Annotated in this window: 17 protein-coding genes; 9 read left to right on the forward strand and 8 right to left on the reverse strand. The window is 59.7% G+C overall.

Annotated elements, in window-relative coordinates; all coding sequences use genetic code 11:
- Window positions 1-15 precede the first annotated feature (15 nt).
- From pstA to TU75_RS11735, 5 genes are all read left to right on the forward strand, one after another.
- Window positions 16-1686: a phosphate ABC transporter permease PstA gene (gene pstA / locus TU75_RS11715; RefSeq protein ID WP_003231720.1), complete on the forward strand. Its 1671-nt coding sequence runs from the start codon at window positions 16-18 to the stop codon at window positions 1684-1686.
- 176 nt (window positions 1687-1862) lie between these two features.
- Window positions 1863-2696: a phosphate ABC transporter ATP-binding protein PstB gene (gene pstB, locus TU75_RS11720; RefSeq protein ID WP_003231719.1), complete on the forward strand. Its 834-nt coding sequence runs from the start codon at window positions 1863-1865 to the stop codon at window positions 2694-2696.
- A 70-nt stretch (window positions 2697-2766) separates the two neighbouring features.
- Window positions 2767-3528, forward strand: coding sequence for a phosphate signaling complex protein PhoU (gene phoU, locus TU75_RS11725; RefSeq protein ID WP_003231718.1), 762 nt, complete (start codon window positions 2767-2769; stop codon window positions 3526-3528).
- Window positions 3529-3698: 170 nt separating this feature from the next.
- A complete protein-coding gene (locus tag TU75_RS11730; RefSeq protein WP_003231717.1) occupies window positions 3699-4595 on the forward strand; it encodes a response regulator in 897 nt (298 codons plus the stop codon).
- Window positions 4596-4751: 156 nt separating this feature from the next.
- The gene (locus TU75_RS11735) at window positions 4752-5051 is read left to right on the forward strand and encodes a helix-turn-helix domain-containing protein (protein ID WP_060549021.1); all 300 of its coding nucleotides are present in this window, start codon (window positions 4752-4754) and stop codon (window positions 5049-5051) included.
- Window positions 5052-5183: 132 nt separating this feature from the next.
- Here the strand turns inward: TU75_RS11735 and TU75_RS11740 are convergent, their stop codons facing one another.
- The 3 genes from TU75_RS11740 to phoB all read right to left on the reverse strand — a co-directional run bounded on the left by TU75_RS11740 (window position 5184) and on the right by phoB (window position 8826).
- Window positions 5184-6524: a hemolysin family protein gene (locus tag TU75_RS11740; RefSeq protein WP_003231716.1), complete on the reverse strand. Its 1341-nt coding sequence runs from the start codon at window positions 6522-6524 to the stop codon at window positions 5184-5186.
- Window positions 6525-6716: 192 nt separating this feature from the next.
- Window positions 6717-8039 carry a phosphate regulon sensor histidine kinase PhoR gene (gene phoR, locus TU75_RS11745; RefSeq protein ID WP_060549022.1) on the reverse strand — a complete coding sequence of 441 codons (1323 nt, stop codon included), beginning with the start codon at window positions 8037-8039 and terminating at the stop codon, window positions 6717-6719.
- A gap of 97 nt (window positions 8040-8136) precedes the next feature.
- Window positions 8137-8826, reverse strand: coding sequence for a phosphate regulon transcriptional regulator PhoB (phoB, locus tag TU75_RS11750; RefSeq protein ID WP_003231714.1), 690 nt, complete (start codon window positions 8824-8826; stop codon window positions 8137-8139).
- A gap of 156 nt (window positions 8827-8982) precedes the next feature.
- On the opposite strand from phoB, the gene TU75_RS11755 reads away from it, so the two are divergent.
- Window positions 8983-9360 (forward strand): COG4315 family predicted lipoprotein, encoded by a 378-nt coding sequence (locus TU75_RS11755; RefSeq protein WP_003231713.1) that lies wholly within the window; start codon window positions 8983-8985, stop codon window positions 9358-9360.
- Window positions 9361-9458: 98 nt separating this feature from the next.
- On the opposite strand, the gene ubiA is transcribed toward TU75_RS11755, so the two are convergent.
- The gene (gene ubiA, locus TU75_RS11760) at window positions 9459-10349 is read right to left on the reverse strand and encodes a 4-hydroxybenzoate octaprenyltransferase (protein WP_060549023.1); all 891 of its coding nucleotides are present in this window, start codon (window positions 10347-10349) and stop codon (window positions 9459-9461) included.
- Window positions 10349-10912, reverse strand: a complete 564-nt coding sequence (locus tag TU75_RS11765) for a chorismate--pyruvate lyase family protein (RefSeq protein ID WP_060549024.1) — start codon at window positions 10910-10912, stop codon at window positions 10349-10351. The genes ubiA and TU75_RS11765 overlap by 1 nt, the downstream gene beginning before the upstream one ends.
- Before the next feature lie 194 nt (window positions 10913-11106).
- On the opposite strand from TU75_RS11765, the gene TU75_RS11770 reads away from it, so the two are divergent.
- The 3 genes from TU75_RS11770 (at window position 11107) to TU75_RS11780 (ending at window position 12926) form a co-directional block, all read left to right on the forward strand.
- Window positions 11107-11274, forward strand: a complete 168-nt coding sequence (locus tag TU75_RS11770) for a rubredoxin (RefSeq protein ID WP_003213373.1) — start codon at window positions 11107-11109, stop codon at window positions 11272-11274.
- Between the two features lie 36 nt (window positions 11275-11310).
- Window positions 11311-12459, forward strand: a complete 1149-nt coding sequence (locus TU75_RS11775; RefSeq protein WP_015373327.1) for an NAD(P)/FAD-dependent oxidoreductase — start codon at window positions 11311-11313, stop codon at window positions 12457-12459.
- Between the two features lie 191 nt (window positions 12460-12650).
- Window positions 12651-12926, forward strand: coding sequence for an HU family DNA-binding protein (locus TU75_RS11780; RefSeq protein WP_003213368.1), 276 nt, complete (start codon window positions 12651-12653; stop codon window positions 12924-12926).
- 147 nt (window positions 12927-13073) lie between these two features.
- Here the strand turns inward: TU75_RS11780 and TU75_RS11785 are convergent, their stop codons facing one another.
- The 3 genes from TU75_RS11785 to TU75_RS11795 are packed head-to-tail and all read right to left on the reverse strand — an operon-like array spanning window position 13074 to window position 18496.
- Window positions 13074-13634, reverse strand: a complete 561-nt coding sequence (locus tag TU75_RS11785) for a hypothetical protein (protein ID WP_060549025.1) — start codon at window positions 13632-13634, stop codon at window positions 13074-13076.
- A complete protein-coding gene (locus TU75_RS11790) occupies window positions 13631-18049 on the reverse strand; it encodes an RHS repeat-associated core domain-containing protein (RefSeq protein ID WP_060549026.1) in 4419 nt (1472 codons plus the stop codon). The genes TU75_RS11785 and TU75_RS11790 overlap by 4 nt, the downstream gene beginning before the upstream one ends.
- 12 nt (window positions 18050-18061) lie before the next feature.
- The gene (locus tag TU75_RS11795; protein ID WP_003231706.1) at window positions 18062-18496 is read right to left on the reverse strand and encodes a DcrB-related protein; all 435 of its coding nucleotides are present in this window, start codon (window positions 18494-18496) and stop codon (window positions 18062-18064) included.
- Window positions 18497-18500 lie beyond the last annotated feature (4 nt).

Genomic DNA, 18500 nt, shown 5'->3' on the forward strand with positions numbered 1-18500 from the left:
GAAAGGTAGAAGTCTGTGAAACAGAACTCCCTGAACGGATGGTTCAAGAGCGGCGCCCCCGGCGTCTGGATCAGCGGTGGCGCGGTGTCCATCGCGGTCATCATGACCCTGGGTTTGCTGGCTGTGATTGCGGTGCGCGGCCTGGGCCACTTCTGGCCGGCCGACCTGATCCAGGCCAGCTACAACGTGCCGGGCCAGGAAAACCATATCGTCATCGGCGAAGTGGTGCAGAAGGAAGAAGTACCGCGCGAACGCCTGAAAAGCGCGGGCCTGCCGGTGCCCGATGCGGGTCCGGAATTCATGACCCGCGAACTGATCAAGGTCGGCAACCGCGACCTTAACGGCAATGACTTCACCTGGATCGTCGGCGAATGGTTGAAGGACCAGACCACCCCGAAAAACCTCATGACCATCGAGCGTCGTGAGTGGGGCAATTTCTACGGCACCCTGGTCAACGTCAAGCAGGACGGCAAGGTGATCGCCGAGGGCGAGGCTGCGTGGCCGGAGCTGCAAGCCCGCGTCGACCGTGTGAACGCGCTGGCCGCCCAGCTCAAGACCCTGGAGAAGTCCGACATCGGCGCGATCAACGCCGGTCTCGAACGCATCCGCCTGCACGGTCGCAAGCTGGAGCTGGAAGGCAAGCTCGACGCCGCCGCCCAGGCCGACATGGATGCCGACCGCGCCGAACTGAACGCGCGTTATCAGGATATCGAAGCGCGTCTGGCCGACCTGCACGCCCAGTTCAACCGTGATGCGCTGACGGCGCGCGACGGCAACGGCAAGGAGATTGAAATCGGCATCGGCAAGGTGGTGCACGCCTACCAGCCGAATGCCATGGGCACGCTGACCAAGATCGGCTTCTACTTCAGCAAGGTCTGGGAATTCCTGAGCGACGACCCACGGGAAGCCAACACCGAGGGCGGGATTTTCCCGGCGATTTTCGGCACCGTGATGATGACTTTGATCATGGCGATGATCGTGACGCCGTTCGGCGTGCTGGCGGCGGTTTACCTGCGTGAATACGCCAAGCAGAACACCCTGACACGGGTTATCCGCATCGCCGTGAACAACCTGGCGGGCGTACCGGCCATCGTCTATGGCGTGTTTGGCCTGGGCTTCTTCGTGTATGTGCTGGGTGGTTCGGTGGACCGCCTGTTCTTCGCCGAAGCGCTGCCGGCACCGACCTTCGGTACGCCGGGCCTGCTGTGGGCCTCCCTGACCCTGGCGCTGCTGGCGGTGCCGGTGGTGATCGTGGCCACCGAAGAGGGCTTGGCGCGCATTCCGCGTACCGTGCGTGAAGGCTCCCTGGCGCTGGGCGCGACCAAGGCGGAAACGCTTTGGAAGATCGTGCTGCCGATGGCCAGCCCGGCCATGATGACCGGCATGATCCTCGCCGTGGCCCGCGCCGCCGGCGAAGTGGCGCCGCTGATGCTGGTGGGTGTGGTGAAACTGGCGCCGTCGCTGCCGGTGGACGGCAACTACCCGTACCTGCACCTGGACCAGAAGATCATGCACCTGGGCTTTCATATCTACGACGTTGGCTTCCAGAGCCCCAACGTCGAGGCGGCACGCCCGCTGGTGTATGCCACCGCGTTGCTGCTGGTGCTGGTGATCGCCACGCTCAACCTGTCGGCGGTGTGGATACGTAACCACCTGCGCGAAAAATACAAAGCGCTGGACAGCTGATGCGATCCACTGTGGGAGCTGGCTTGCCTGCGATGGCATCAACGCGGTTTTACTGCAATACCGCGCCGCCCGCATCGCAGGCAAGCCAGCTCCCACAGGGCTCGGCGTCAGGCACAGAATTTGAGTAAGCCGCCCCGGCGGTTCAACGAATGAATTGGTAGCACAGGGAGCATCCCATGCAACACGAAACCCAATCCCACGGCATCAACATGTCTGCCCTGGGTCGCGACAAGCAGAGCCTGAGCCTGGCCCAGGAAACCGTGGCCATCGAAGTGCCTGGCCTGAGCCTGTACTACGGTGAAAAGCAGGCGCTGTTCGACGTCAGCATGAACATCCCCAAGCAGCGCGTGACCGCCTTCATCGGCCCGTCCGGCTGCGGCAAGTCCACGCTGCTGCGCACCTTCAACCGCATGAACGACCTGGTGGACGGTTGCCGCGTGGAGGGCGCGATCAACCTCTACGGCACCAACATCTACCGCAAGGGCGAGGACGTGGCCGAGCTGCGTCGTCGCGTCGGCATGGTGTTCCAGAAGCCCAACCCGTTTCCCAAGACCATTTACGAAAACGTGGTGTACGGCCTGCGTATCCAGGGCATCAACAAGAAGCGCGTTCTCGACGAAGCAGTGGAGTGGGCGCTCAAGGGCGCGGCACTGTGGGACGAGGTCAAGGACCGCCTGCACGAGTCGGCGCTGGGCTTGTCCGGCGGTCAGCAGCAGCGTCTGGTGATCGCACGTACCATCGCCGTGGAGCCGGAAGTGCTGCTGCTCGACGAACCCTGCTCGGCCCTCGACCCGATCTCCACGCTGAAAGTCGAAGAGCTGATCTACGAACTCAAATCCAAATTCACCATCGTCATCGTGACCCACAACATGCAGCAGGCGGCACGGGTTTCCGACTACACCGCGTTCATGTACATGGGCAAGCTGGTGGAATTCGGCGACACCGACACCCTGTTCACCAATCCGGCGAAGAAGCAGACCGAGGACTACATCACCGGTCGCTATGGCTAGGAAGCTGTGGTTCCGATTGCACTGACGCTGCGGTTCTCCGCACCTTACCGGACGCTCCAAGGACGCCAACATGATTAGCAAAGAAGGCCTCACCCATCACATCTCCGCGCAGTTCAACGCCGAGCTCGAGGAAGTGCGCAGCCACCTCCTGGCGATGGGTGGGCTGGTGGAGAAGCAAGTCAACGATGCGGTCACCGCGTTGATCGAGGCCGACTCGGGCCTGGCCCAGCAAGTGCGCGAGGTCGACGACCAGATCAACCAGATGGAACGCAATATCGACGAGGAATGCCTGCGCATTCTTGCCCGTCGCCAACCGGCGGCCTCGGACCTGCGTTTGATCATCAGCATTTCCAAGTCGGTGATCGACCTGGAGCGCATCGGCGACGAAGCCACCAAGATCGCGCGCCGGGCCATCCAGTTGTGCGAAGAAGGTGAAGCGCCACGCGGCTATGTGGAAGTGCGCCATATCGGCGATCAGGTGCGCAACATGGTGCGCGATGCGCTGGATGCGTTTGCCCGCTTCGACGCCGATCTGGCGTTGTCGGTGGCGCAGTACGACAAGATCATCGACCGTGAATACAAAACGGCCCTGCGCGAGCTGGCCACCTACATGATGGAAGACCCGCGCTCTATCTCGCGGGTCCTGAACATAATCTGGGTGCTGCGTTCGCTGGAGCGCATCGGTGACCACGCGCGCAATATCTCGGAACTGGTGATTTACCTGGTGCGCGGTACCGACGTGCGGCACATGGGCCTAAAGCGCATGAAGGCTGAAGTTGAGGGCACTGCCGATCAAATGCCTAATGTTCCGGGCGAACCTGACGATAAGTAAGGTTGCCCGTGAAATTAACGCCCGGCCATTGGCCGGGCGTTTTCGTTTGGGCCCAGCAGAATGTTATTGCGCCAAAGGCGAAATAAAGTCCGAACGTGATTGCAGAGTTTTGGCAAAATGCCACCAGTCAGGCGTGCTGCCAGCCAAGGTTTTTATAGGATGAAGGGTCGATGAGTAAAGTCAGTGTATTGGTGGTGGATGACGCCTCGTTTATTCGCGACCTGGTGAAGAAGTGCCTGCGCAATTACTTCCCGGGGATCAAGCTTGAAGACGCGGTAAACGGCAAAAAGGCGCAATCCATCCTGATGCGCGAAACCTACGACCTGGTGTTGTGCGACTGGGAAATGCCGGAGATGTCCGGCCTGGAGTTGCTGACCTGGTGCCGCGAACAGGAACACCTGAAGGCCATGCCTTTCGTGATGGTGACCAGCCGTGGCGACAAGGAAAACGTGGTGCAGGCGATTCAGGCCGGTGTTTCCGGCTACGTCAGCAAGCCGTTCACCAACGAGCAGTTGCTGAGCAAGGTACGCCAGGCGCTGCACAAGGTGGGTCGCCTTGACGCGCTGATTGCCAGCGCACCGACCAAGATGAGCTCGGCTTTCGGCAACGATTCCCTGAGTGCTCTCACCGGCGGCAAGCCCGAAGCCATCAAGCCGGCCCCCGTGGCGGCGCCGAGCAAAGGCCTGCTCAACACCCCATCGCCGTCCGCCCCGGCCGCTTCACCTGCCAGCGGTCGTGGCCAGGGCCAGTTGCGGCTGTCCAGCGGCACCCAGCAATGCGTTATCAAGGCGCTGAGCATCAAGGAGGCGCTGCTGGTGGTGCGTCGCGGCGAGGTGCTGCCCCAGGTGCTGGAAAGCGCCGTGCTCGACCTTGAGCAAGGCGAGAATGCCGAAGTCGCACGCCTCAACGGTTACCTGCACGCCATCGTTGCCTTCGAGCCCAAGCCCGACAGCGACTGGCTGCAACTGACCTTCCGCTTCATCGACCAGGACGCGCAGAAGCTCGACTACATCTCCCGCCTGATCGCACGCGGCACGGCGCAGAAGCACTTTGTGCCGGGTGCGTGATCGGCTGATTATCGGGAATCGACCGACTATCTGATTCCCGATGCCTTGCTTGATTTATATCTGTTTCGATATAGCCTCTCGATAACGCCTCAGCGTTATCGGGTTTTTGCTATGCCGAACTGGCTCGCGCCAGATTGCGGGAGTTAGGGTAAATCCATGACCAATCAAAAAGTTTACGGTGAACGTTTCGGCAGTGTCTGGGACGCGTTGGAAGATACACCCCAGAAGGCCGCCAATATGCGCCTGCGTTCCAAGCTGCTCCTGGAACTGTGCCAAACCATCCGCAGCTGGGAGCTTTCTCAAAAAGCGGCGGCACAACGACTCGGCATCAGCCAGCCCCGTCTTAACGACGTTCTCACCGGCAAGATCGACAAGCTCTCGCTGGATGCCTTGGTTAATTTGTCGGCTGCTGCCCAGATGAACGTTGATATTTGTTTCAACGGCCTTCCAGCGTAGAGCGGGCAGCTTCAGCCACACCGATGCCAAAAGCCGCTACGCCAGAGTACCGAGGCGGGGCTGGTGTCGATCCCGTATGAATTCGGCCAGCCCGTGGGGGTATTGCCCAACTTTGCGCAGGGCAATTGAGGGTCAATCCAGCATCACAACCTTGGCCAGCACGATTTTCGGGCCTTTCATCTTCTTGATGATGATCCGCAGGCCTTCAACCTCCAGCACTTCCTCCTCTTCCGGCACGCGCTTGAGGGTGTCGTAGATCAGGCCGGCCAGGGTTTCGGCTTCGATGTGGTCAAGGTCCACGCCCAGCAGGCGTTCGACCTTGAACAGCGGGGTGTCGCCGCGCACCAGCAGTTTGCCCGGCTGGTAGGCCAGGATGCCGCGCTCGGCCTTGCGGTGTTCGTCCTGGATATCGCCTACCAATACTTCCAGCACGTCTTCCATGGTGAGGTAGCCGATGATATTGCCGTCGGCCTCTTCCACCAGGGCAAAGTGCGCGCCGCCCTTGCGGAACTGCTCCAGCAGCTGCGACAACGGCATGTGCCGTGACACGCGCTCCAGCGGGCGGGTCAGCTCGGCCAGGTTGAACGACTCCGGGATGTGGTCCAGCGCCGCCAGCTCCAGCAGCAGGTCCTTGATGTGCAGCAGGCCGACGAATTCGTTGCGCTCGGCGTCATACACCGGGTAGCGACTGAATTTGTGGCGGCGAAACAGCGCGAGGATTTCCTTGAGCGGGGCGTTGAAGTCCAGGGTCACCAGGTCTTCCCGGGAGTTGGCCCAGTCGACCACTTCCAGTTCGCCCATCTCCACGGCCGAGGCCAGTACGCGCATGCCCTGGTCGCTTGGGTCCTGGCCACGGCTGGAGTGCAGGATCAGCTTGAGTTCTTCACGGCTGTAATGGTGCTCATGGTGCGGGCCAGGCTCGCCCTGGCCGGCAATACGCAGGATCGCGTTGGCGCTGGCGTTGAGCAGGTAGATCGCCGGGTACATCGCCCAGTAGAACAGGTAGAGCGGCACGGCCGTCCACAGCGACAGCAACTCTGGCTTGCGAATCGCCCAGGATTTGGGCGCCAGCTCGCCGACCACGATGTGCAGGTAGGAAATCACAAAGAAGGCGGCAAAGAACGACACGCCCTTGATCACTTCCGGCGATTCGACGCCCGCAGCGCTCAGCAGGGGTTCCAGAATATGCGCGAACGCAGGCTCACCGACCCAGCCCAGGCCGAGGGAGGCGAGGGTGATACCCAACTGACAGGCCGACAGGTAGGCGTCGAGCTGGCTGTGTACGGTGCGCAGGATCTGTCCGCGCCAGCCGTTGGTGTGGGCGATGGCCTCCACCCGGGTGGAGCGCAGCTTGACCATGGCAAATTCGGCCGCAACGAAGAAACCGTTGAGCAGTACCAGGACCAGTGCAAAAAGAATCATGCCGAAATCGGCGAACAGTGTGGCGAAGGTGATACCAGGGGAAGGGTCCATGATGGGGTTTTGCGGGTTCCGTGTGTTCAATAAGGGATGGCAGGCAGGCCCCGAAAGGCAGGCGCAAGGCGGCCAATGTAGCGGCTGGCGGGGCGCTTGCCTAGTACCCGCCGGCGGGCGGGCTCTGGAATACCACTTTCCAGACAACCCAATGCCAATGTGGAAGGGGGCTTGCTCCTACAGTGTTCCCGGTTACAGGTCTTCGTCGACTCTGGGCGAGCGGGCCACCTGCGTCGGCGGAAAATGGCAGGTGAACGTGCTGCCATGCCCCAGCACGCTGCTGATTTCCAGGCGTGCGCGATGGCGCAGCAGCACATGCTTGACGATGGCCAGGCCCAGGCCCGTGCCGCCGGTGCTGGAATTGCGGCTGGAGTCGACGCGGTAGAAGCGCTCGGTCAGGCGCGGCAGGTGCTTGGCATCGATGCCGATGCCGGAGTCCTGCACGCTCAGGTGCGCGCCGTGGTCGTCGGCCCACCAGCGGATGCGGATGTTGCCTTTGTCCTGGGTGTACTTGACCGCGTTGAACACCAGGTTGGAAAACGCACTGCGCAATTCGCCTTCGCTACCCTTGAGCAGAAACGATGGATCGGCTTCCAGGCTGATCTGCTGCCCGCGTTCGCCGGAGAGGGCCTGGGCGTCGTTCTTGATGGTGTGCAACAGGCTTTTCACCGCCACCGGATGATTGTCCGAGGGGTAGTCGGTGGCTTCCAGCTTGGCCAGCAGCAGCAAGTCGTTGAGCAGGGTCTGCATGCGCGAACCCTGCTGCTGCATCTGTTGCAGCGCGCGGGTCCAGCGCGGGTTGATCTCGTCGACGTTGTCCAGCAACGTCTCCAGGTAGCCGCAGATCACCGTCAACGGCGTGCGCAACTCGTGGGAAACGTTGGCGACGAAGTCTTTGCGCATCTGTTCCATCTGGTGGATGCGGGTGACATCGCGCACCAGCATCAGGTGCTCATTGTTGCCGTAGCGCGTCAGGTACAGCTGGATGCGCACCCGGTCGTTGGTGGGCGAGGGGATTTCCAGGGCTTCTTCGTAGTTGTCCTGCTCGAAGTATTCCTTGAAGCGCGGGTGGCGCACCAGGTTGGTGACCGGCTGGCCGCTGTCCTGGGGCGTCTTGAGGCCCAGCAGGGTCTCGGCGGCGCGGTTCCACCATTCAAGGTTGCCGTCGCTGTCGAGCATGATCACCGCATCCTTGAGCGCGGCGGTGGACTCCTGCACCCGGTCGATCACCGCCTGCAGGCGTCCGCGCACCCGCTGGTCGCGGCGTTGCAGGTGGTAAATGCTGTCGAACACCTCGCCCCACAGGCCGTAACCGTCGGGTGGCGCTTCGTCGGGTTTGTGCTGGCGCAGCCATTCGTGCAGACGCAGCAATTGCTTGAGGGTCCAGCCCAGGTACAAGGCAATACCGACGGCCAGGCTCCAGCCGTAATATCCACTGACCAGGCCCACCAACAGGCAGCCGGTGATCAGCAAAAGCATGTGGCGGATCAGGGTGCCATGCCAGTTTTGATTCATTGAGCGTCCTTGGGAGCAGCTTCAAGCTGCAAGCTTCAAATCAGAGCAAGGCGACTTTTTTCTTGCCGCTTGTAGCTGATCACTTGCAGCCAGGTTTTCATCCTTTGGTGGAAAACCGATAGCCGGTACCGCGCACGGTTTGTACCAGATTCTCGTAGGCATCGCCCAAGGCTTTGCGCAGGCGACGGATATGCACGTCCACGGTGCGCTCCTCCACATACACATTGCCGCCCCACACCTGGTCCAGCAACTGGCCGCGGGTGTAGGCGCGCTCCTGGTGTGTCATGAAAAACTGCAGCAGGCGGTATTCGGTGGGGCCCATCTCCGCCGGTGTGCCATCGATGGTCACACGGTGGCTGATCGGGTCCAGAATAAGGCCGCCGACTTCAATCGGTGCCTCGCCATCGGTCGGCCCCGCGCGGCGCAGTACGGCCTTCAGGCGCGCGACCAGTTCGCGTGGGGAAAACGGCTTGGTGATGTAATCATCCGCGCCCACTTCCAGACCCTGGATCTTGTTGTCCTCTTCGCCCTTGGCGGTGAGCATGATGATCGGGATGTCCCCGGTCAGCTCGTCACGCTTGAGGCGGCGGGCCAGTTCGATGCCGGAAGTGCCGGGCAGCATCCAGTCCAGCAGGATCAGATCCGGCTTACGGTCGACGATAATGGCATGGGCCTGCTGGGAGTTCTCCGCCTCCAGGCAGTCGTAGCCGGCCATTTCCAACGCAACGGCGATCATCTCGCGGATGGGCGCTTCGTCGTCGACGATCAGAATGCTCCTGCCAACCATGCTCGAAAATCCTCTTGTCATTTAACTGTCTTGCGCCGCATTAGATAACGGAATTATTGCAGTCGTGTGACAGTAATTTCGCCGCTTGGGCAATTCACGGCACTCTGGACTACCCTATGGGTCCGAATCCTGACAACCACGATGAAGAAGGTTCCGATGACGTACAGCACTGTTTCCTGGAAAGCCCTGCTGGTATCGGCTGCGCTGGCGCTGCCTGGCCTGGCATCCGCAGCAGAGCCTGCAATGACCAAAGACGGTCTGCTGGTGGACCACAAAGGCCTGACCCTCTACACCTTCGATAAGGATGCCGATGGCAAGTCAGCGTGCAAGGACCAATGCGCAATCAACTGGCCGCCGCTGAAGGCAGAGTCCACCGATACCAAGGCCGGCGACTGGACGGTCGTCACCCGTGACGATCAGACCAGCCAATGGGCCTACAAGGGCAAGCCGGTGTACACGTTCAAGGGCGACACCAAGGCCGGGGAAAAGACCGGTGATGGCAAGGGTGGCGTCTGGCACATCATCAAGCCATGATCCTGTGGCGCTGCTGAAGCCATCGCGGGCAAGCCCGCTCCCACATTTGCAACACATCCTGTGGGAGCGGGCTTGCCCGCGATGGCCTCGATCGTGAATTACCGAACCGCGTAATCCACCACAATCCCCACAAAAATCGCCAATCCCGCCCAGTGGTTGTGCAAAAACGCCTTGAAGCATTTCATGCGGTCCCTGTCCCGCGTGTACCAGAACTCCCATGCAAAACAGCCCGCCGCCGCCAGCAGCCCCAATTGGAACCAGCCGCCCAGTTCGAACCGCGCGCCGGCCAGCAGCAGGCACGCCAGCGACAGGCCTTGCAGAGTGAGAATGATCACCCGATCGGCATCGCCAAACAGAATCGCCGTGGATTTCACCCCGATCCTCACATCGTCGTCGCGATCGGTCATCGCGTAATAGGTGTCATACCCCACCGTCCACAGCAGGTTGGCGATATACAACAGCCAGGCGGTGGCCGGCAGGTGGCCGGTTTCGGCGGTAAACGCCATCGGCATGCCCCAGGAAAATGCCGCGCCCAGCACCACCTGCGGGTAATAGGTGTAGCGCTTCATGAACGGGTAGCTTGCCGCCAGCGCCAAGCCGCCGAGGGACAGCAGGATAGTGCTGGCATTGGTCAGCAGCACCAGCAGGAAACTGATGCCCATCAGCAGCGCAAAAAACACCAGCGCCTCTTTCGAGCTGATTTTGCCGCTGACCAGCGGGCGTTGCTCGGTGCGCTTCACATGGCCGTCGACCTTGCGATCGGCCCAGTCGTTAATCACGCAGCCGCCCGCCCGGGTGAGCACCACGCCGAGCACGAAAATCACGATATTGAGCAGCGACGGCGAGCCCTTGCCGGCGATCCACAGCGCCCACAGCGTCGGCCACAGCAGCAGGTAGATGCCGATGGGCTTGTCCATGCGCGTCAACTGAATGAAATCCCAGGCCCTGGGGTTCAGGCGATTGAGGGACTTGAGCACACGTTGATACATCAGCAACTCTCCGGATGGTCATGCAGCGCCTGCCAGAAGCCCGGCAGGAAGGTTTCCGCCACTAGCACGCTCAATGCCCCGCGATCAAAGCGCGAGCGGCGTGCCCAAAGCCCTTCGGCCCGGTCCGCCGTGGGCAGCCACTGACGTGGGTAATGGCAGACCTCGATGGCCTGACGGGTAAACGCTTGGTCACAGAACAACAACTCACCCAGCGAGCGGCTGCCCAGCGCGTCCATGTGCAAGCCGTCACCCTGCAACGCACTGCGCGACGCCACGCTGCGGGCGAATACCCACGGCTGGCCGTGCCCGCGCAGGTACACCTCACGCACCCAGCCCAGTGTGGCCGGTGGCAGGCCCAGCGCAGCGCATTCGTCGTTGCGCAGCGCTTGCCAGCCTTCGACCAGCGGCGTCACGCTGAAAGCGTCGTTGGACAACCCCGTCAGCCGCCGCGTGAGCGAGCCTTCGTCGAACAGCCAATCAAGGATCAGGGGCGCGGGTGTGGGGCGCAGAAGGCTCTGGGTCAGCCATTGGCAAGCATCGGGAAGCGCGGTTGAGTGCGGCACGGCGAGTCAGTATGGGCAGCAAAAGAGGCGCCGAGCTTACCATGGCGTCCCGACCTTTTGCCGGGCTGAACCGGCCGTTTGCGCCGAACATGCTTGCATCCGGCGGCACCTGTCAGTACAAAACGCCCTGAGCCGCGTGGCAATGCGGGATATCGACCGCCGGCCAAAATGCCTGGACCCTGAGGAAGCAAGTGATGAAGAAGTGGCAATGTGTAGTCTGCGGCCTGATCTACGACGAAAAGGACGGCTGGCCGGATGACGGAATCGCGCCGGGCACCCTGTGGCAAGACGTCCCGGAAGACTGGCTGTGCCCGGACTGCGGCGTGGGCAAGATGGATTTCGAGATGATCGAAATCGGCTGATTCGAAGTTTCAGAACCGTATTACAAGGAGAAAGGAATGAACGCACCTGTCGTGATCATCGGCACAGGACTGGCCGGTTACAACGTGGCCCGGGAGTTTCGCAAGCTCGACAGCGACACGCCTTTGCTGCTGATCACCGCCGATGACGGGCGCTCCTACTCCAAGCCCATGCTCTCCACCGGCTTTGGCAAAAACAAGGAGGCCGATGGCCTGAGCATGGCTGAACCGGGCGCCATGGCCGAGCAACTCAAGGCCGAAGTGCGCACCCACACTCGCATCAGCGGTATAGACCCGGGCCACAAGCGCCTGTGGATCGGCGAGGAAGCGGTGGCCTACCGCGACCTGATTCTGGCCTGGGGCGCCGAAACCGTACGCGTGCCGGTCGAAGGCGATGCGGCTGAGCTGATTTTCCCGATCAACGACCTTGAAGACTACGCCCGCTTTCGCGCCGCAGCTGCGGGCAAACGCCGCGTACTGGTGCTCGGCGCCGGCCTGATCGGTTGCGAGTTCGCCAACGACCTGATACTCGGTGGCTATGAGATCGACCTGGTGGCGCCGTGCGAACACGTCATGCCGACCCTGCTGCACCCGGCGGCGGCCGCTGCGGTACAGGCCGGTCTGGAAGGCCTGGGCGCGCGTTTCCATCTGGGCCCGGTGCTCAACCGCCTGCAACGCACGGCGGAGGGCCTTGAGGCCCACTTGTCGGACGGCAAGGTGATCCCGTGCGACCTGGTGGTCTCGGCCATCGGCCTGCGCCCGCGCGTCGACCTCGCCGCCGCCGCCGGTCTGCAGATCAACCGTGGAATCATGGTGGACCGCCACCTCAAGACTTCACACGCCAATATCTACGCCCTGGGTGACTGCGCCGAGGTCGAGGGTCTGAACCTGCTGTACGTGATGCCCCTCATGACCTGCGCCCGCGCCCTGGCCCAGACGCTGGTCGGCAATGCCACGGCGGTCAGCTACGGGCCGATGCCGGTTACGGTAAAAACCCCGGTCTGCCCGCTGGTGGTCTCGCCACCGCCACGGGGCACCGAAGGCGTGTGGAGCGTCGAAGGCGAGGGCGCCAACATCAAGGCCTTGTGCCGCGACACCAGCGGCCGCCTGCTGGGCTACGCGCTGACTGGCAGCGCTGTGATGGAAAAACTGGCGCTCAACAAGGAACTCCCGCCTTTGCTGGCGTAAATGCCTGTCGTTCTGTCGGAATAAGCACGTTTTTGCCCAGAGAAAGGTCGCCGTGAGGCTGGCGCGGCGTCTGTGGGCATGCCATCCTCACTTCCGTCTGCCGCAGAGTAGAGCCTGCGGCGCTTTGGGCGCCGTTCCGCCAGAGAGCGGCACGGACATAACAACAAAAAACCGTCAAAGAGGCTTCATCTATGCGTAAACCAGAACTCGCAGCCGCCATCGCTGAAAAAGCGGATCTCACCAAAGAACAGGCCAACCGCGTGCTCAACGCCGTCCTCGAAGAAATCACCGGCGCCCTGCACCGCAAGGACAGCGTCACCCTCGTTGGCTTCGGCACCTTCCTGCAACGCCACCGCGGCGCCCGCACCGGCAAAAACCCGCAGACCGGCGAGCCGGTTAAGATCAAGGCGAGCAATACCGTGGCGTTCAAGCCGGGCAAGTCGTTGAAGGACAGTGTTAACCCGTAACGGGCAGTACTGCCTCGAAGGGAGGCGGGGTGGTACGGAAAAAAATGGGCACGCCGACTGGGTTGGGTGCCCATTTTTTTGTGAGGTCTCAGCGCTATTCTCGTGTTTCCAGCGTTGCGCGGCCAAACCAGTGTCAATTTGGCGGCCTTACGACGTTTCTATTTCGCTGGAAAAATCAAAGCCAGTCAGTCCCGCCTCTTCAACCCGACGTTTAAACGCAGACGTCACGAATACTCGAGTGAAATCTTCTTCGATCGAAAACATGTAGTCATCCTTGATATGCGCCGAAATCAACACCACGCGCTCAATCAATAAACCCTTTTTTGCCACGCGGTACACCGATCTCTCTTTATCGAAGCAACCGGTCATGGCATTTGTAGGGTAGTAACCGGAAAATTGCTTTTTCTGGCTATCTGTTTTCACTGGCAGAACTTGCCCGCGAGGTTTGAGTATGTCGCTCAGCGCATCCAATGCAGACTCACTGAAAACGAAAAAGGGCCTCAGGGCACTACTGAGATCGAACTGATAATTTTTTTTCCCGGAGTCACTTTTTCTAAGTTCGAGTGAAACAGGTGAAGGTGGTTTTGTGAAAGCCTGCCAGTTCTGATCCATGGCAAGGGCCATGATGCTGTCTTCATCATCGTTCATGGTCTGGATAAATGAACTGTGGTCTCGGACGTTGGATTTCAATAAATAGATACTGCTCATGGTCCACCCAATATAGTTTTCCAGTCGGAGTCTCTGCTGGCCGAAGACAATTTGTCCTTCATGCTCTTTAATTCGGCAAGCACCTCTTTTTTGCCTCCTGCTTTACTGGCGGCGATGATGCGGCTATTGACGGTATCGAGATAGTCGTTGGGGTGCCTGCCATTGTGCAATATGCCAGGCATGCCATTGGTGTTGTTTTTGTTCGGTAAGAACACACCGTTCTCAGCGCTGTTGATATCTATTTTGTGCTTTTTAAGAATTTTCCTGGCAGCCGCTGAGCCTTTTGAGGTTTCACCCACGATGTGATGCGCTGCGGAATTCGGAGGTCTGGGAAGCCCCGTCTTCTTTTTCATTGCAGCCGCCAGCTGACACCCCGTCAGGCCTAGGGGATCGATATAGGAAACAGGGTTCGGTGAGTACTGGTAGAGGTTCAGTCCGCCCATGAGTCCAATGGGATCTGGAGTAGTAAACCGTCCCACGTCTGGATCGTAAAATCTGAACGTGTTGTAGTGAAGCCCGATTTCCCGGTCCAGATATTGCCCCTGAAACCTGAGGTTCTGTTCTTCGATAAAGTAAGCTTCGCGATTCTCAAGCGCGGTGTTGCCCCAGACTTGGTATCTGGCTTGCCAGACAGGGTGCCCGTCAGGCTCCGTCAATTGTTCCGGCAACCCATTCAAGTCGTTGTGGTAGTAACGGACTTTTTGCTGCTCTTTGGATCCATCCACGCGAGCCAGTGGCTCGTAACCCTCGTCGGCATACAGGTACAGGGTGGTCTGCTGATGACTGCGCTCTTGTATCAGATGCAGACCATCCCAGTCGAACCGCGTTTGACCTATTAGATACCCTCTGGGGTCATATACCCTTTTTTCGATGCGACGGCCCAGAGGGTCGTAGAGCATCGACACCACTGTTTCAGTGCTGCCGTTTTGATTGTGCACCTCTATCAAGCGGTGTTCTGCATCGTATTTGAAACGCTGGAGCGTTCGGCTTCCGCTTCGCTTTTCTATCATCCGACCGAATGCGTCGTAGCGGTAGCGCTTGTCCTGATACGTCAATACCTTGTTGTGCACCACCAAGCCAGCGCCTATGTGTGTATTGGAAAGCAGGTTTGCTGCCGCGTCATAGGCGAATGTTTCATGTTGTCCCTGTCCGCTGTCCTGGCTCGCAATAATTCTGCCCGTGGCGTCGTAGTGAAGGAGTTGTCGAGACGGGCGAGTGGGGTTCTCATCCAGGCGCCCAATCAGGTTATTACCCGGATCATATTCAAATTGGCGACTTGTGGTGCCCAAGGAAAGCTTGGGCTGGTCGGCCAATCGCCTCACCCGTGAGCGGATACGACCGCTGCGGTCATATTCGCTGCGAGTGAAGACCTGGCCCTGTGTGCGCAGTATTTCTCGATGCAAACGGTCTCGCTCGAAATCACTGATCACCTTCCCGTCCAAGTTGATTTGATGGAGGTGACCGCTTCCGTAGTAAAGGCGGTTCAGCCAACGGCCATCGGGTAGTTGAGTCTGGACCAGGTTGCCGAGTTCGTCGTAGTGGTGCCGCAGCCTTCCTGTATCACTCTGCTCCCTGATGAGTTGCCCCAGCGGGTCATATGTGAAGGTGAGCTTTTGTTGCCGCCCCTGATTGTCGGTAAACGTGATGGCCGTCAGTTGGTCCAGCGGATCGTGGGCGTATTCTGTTTTGCCGTCTTCGGTGATCTTTGCCGTCAGGCGGCCTGCTCTGTCGCGTTCAAGGACGTGATCAATTGGCGCTATGGGCGCCGTCGGGACGATATCCAAACCGGTCCCGAAGGGGGCAGGAATACAGGACGCCAAGGTGACGTTGTCGAGCTTGTCGTAGTGGTAGCGCTTGGCGCTGCCATCGAGATCTTGCTGCTCTATCAGCCGGTTTCCGGCATCCCAGGTAAACCGATAGCTTTCGCCATTCTCATTCGTCAGTACGTACAAACGACCATAGTTGTCATAACTGAATCGCACTTGCCGTCCAAGGGCGTCTGTGCGTAGGCGGATCTGCCCTCGTCGGTTGTGCTGATAGTGAGTGGTATGCCCTGCCAGGTCCGTATAGGCGGTCAATTGTCCGCTCGAATCACGCCCAAAATGTTCCGTACGACCATCGGGTAATCGAGTGCTGATTAATCGACCTTGATGGTCATAACTAAACTGCGTGTGCTCTCCAAGTGCGTTTGTGATGGCTTGCAGATAGCCACGGTGGTTGTAGCTCAGGCGCGTTGGGTAACCGGAGCAATCTATATGTTCAGCCAGTTGGCCAAGTGGGGTCCAGCGCAGCTTTTTACTTTTTCCAGTGGCATCGATGATCTCGATGACTTGCCCATTCATGTCGTACTGGTATCGGGTGATATGCCCAAGAGGATCGGTTTCGCGTATGCAATTACCGCGGCTATCGTAGCGATATTGCCAGCTGTTCCCTGCCGCATCCGTCTCGATCAGTGGAAGTGACCAATGCTCCAGCCAAATGGTGGAGTCGGCGCGGCCCAAGGGGTCCAGGCTGCTAATCAGGTTGCCCGACTCGTCATAAACGTATCGGTATTGACCACCTAGCGGGTCAGTTGCACCGAGTAATTGACGCTCATCGTTCCACTCGAAAAGCCAGGTCTGATCAAGGTTATCGGTGTATTCGGTGATTTGGTGCAGCGCATCCCATTTGCGAACGCTGACGCGTTGCAGGTTATCGGTAATCCGCGTGATGCCTGCAGCCAAGTCGTAATCAAACTGATACTCGTCACCTTCCTCGGTCCAGTGCTTGATGACCCGCCACTCAAGATTGTCAACGAAAGCCCATTGATAGAAGCATCTAAGGCCAGCCGGTAGCTGGTGCTCCACCATTCGCCGGCCGGTGTCGTAAGAAAAGCGACGGCGCACCTCGCCCGCACTGTCTCTGACTTCAATCAGGTCGCCGTTTGCGTCATAGTCATAAGTGACCAACACTTCACGACTTTGGTCAGGGTAAATCCGTTGAACTTGTATCAGCCTGCCCAGGCTACAGGCGAGTTCGATATTTACGCGATCAAAGGAGTTGCGCAGCCTCCAAAGTTGCCCATCATCACCGTAATCCAGATAGACACTGTTGTTATTGCGATCCCCCAGTTGACTCAGTCGAAGCAAGGAGGACGACGCCGGTGCCGGCTCAAACAGACGGTACAAACCCTCCATGCTTTCGATCAGCAATTGACCATTGAGATGGCGACGTATGCTCAAGCCTTCTCCAGCACTGAACATCGCCGCACCCAGGCTCAGTGAGCCCAAGTTGATGCGTCGTCCCTGCTCATCGGTGTAGATCAGTTGATCGCCACCGTCTGGATGTGGCTGGATTTCAACATCCACTTCATAGGACACACTCCATCCTGCCCCCAACAGACCATCACGACGTTCATCGCGGCTGTTGTAGAAGCGCTGCCAGACGATAGGCAACAACCCTGGTAATGCAAAATCCATTTCATTGCTGTCACCCAGCACTTTTGCGCCTGTGGCAGCGTGCACGGGGTTGGGTGAGCCGAGCGCAGCATTGGTCATTGCGCCAATGGCTTGACTCACAGCGTAAGAGCTGACGCCGCCCAGCAACATGCACGGCAAATTACTCAGTGTTTTGCCCTTGGCACCTTTGAGCATCATCAACGCTTCAATCGCCAAACCTACGCCAGGAGTTTTCCCGCTGCGAATCTCCTGCACCACCACCGTGCCGCCGCCAATCGTGACATTTGGCGAGATAAGACCCGACGACACCACCGTCGCCTCGCACATGCTGCGGTCACCACTGCGTACGGCGGGCTGGCCGTTGACGGTGACCTTATCCGAACCTTCGGCGAGGAGCTGGGGTGGCATTGGCGGATGACGAGCGCAAAGGACCATATCGGTGAGCGCAGGAATAACGCCTGGTGTGGGCGTGGCAACGGTCGGCCGCCATAGCTGGGAGAAGAAACTCTCTGCCATGTCCAGAAAGCCAGGTTCTGCTTGTGGTATGGGCTCGGGCTCTGCCGAGTCTGGTTCAAGCTCCGTGCCTGCGGGAGCAACATGCGAGGGGATTGAGCCTGCAGCGCGTGCAGCGGGGATGCCGTTGACGAACGTGTCTGTCGAGCCCACCGCAATCGTGGCTTCCACCACGGGCGGGAACAGTGCATTGGCGAAGCTCTCGCACATCTTACTGAGGCCCTTGTCGGCCCCCGTCTTGCTCATGGCCATGCCGACAACTATGCCCACCACCGCGCCGAGGATGCAGCCGCCGATGCCGGCGGTAGCAATGGTCACCCCCACGGCAGCTGCGACAGCGGCAGTCGCCAGCGCAGTAATCGCTACGTTGGCCGCGACCTCCAGCACCCCGCCAAGGATGTCTGCCATCATCGAGGTGTGGGAGAGTGCGTCGCCCATTCGGGCCGCCCATAATGCGTCAGACATGCGAGCCGCTCATCAAGAAATAGCGTCAAACGACAACGAGTTTTTGATCAACGCCCAATGCGCCGCCTCGGCATCCCCAAGCGTGTCCGCCTTCACATAACTCAAGGCAAGCATCTTGCGGGTGCCCGGAATCACTAGTGCCAGTTGATACTGGAACACCTTGTCATTGCCCTTGTTGAACTGGCTGCGCAGTTCGATGCCTTCGACTTCCTGCGCCGCACCCAGGCGCACGTCGACGCCCGGCTGATAACGCAAATCCTGCACCTGCTTTTCCAGGCGCTGGAGCTGGTCGTTGAAGTTGCTGTGCAGGGTTTCGCCATCGGCCAGCAAACTGCGGCTGACGATCAGGGAGGTGCCCAGTTCGGGGAACTTGAGGATGTTGATCGTCGCGTCCTGCAACTCGGCGGCCGGCAGTTGAAACTGAAATTCGTTGATGCGGTACGTCATGGCA

This window comes from Pseudomonas poae, assembly GCF_001439785.1.
Classification (GTDB): domain Bacteria; phylum Pseudomonadota; class Gammaproteobacteria; order Pseudomonadales; family Pseudomonadaceae; genus Aquipseudomonas; species Aquipseudomonas poae.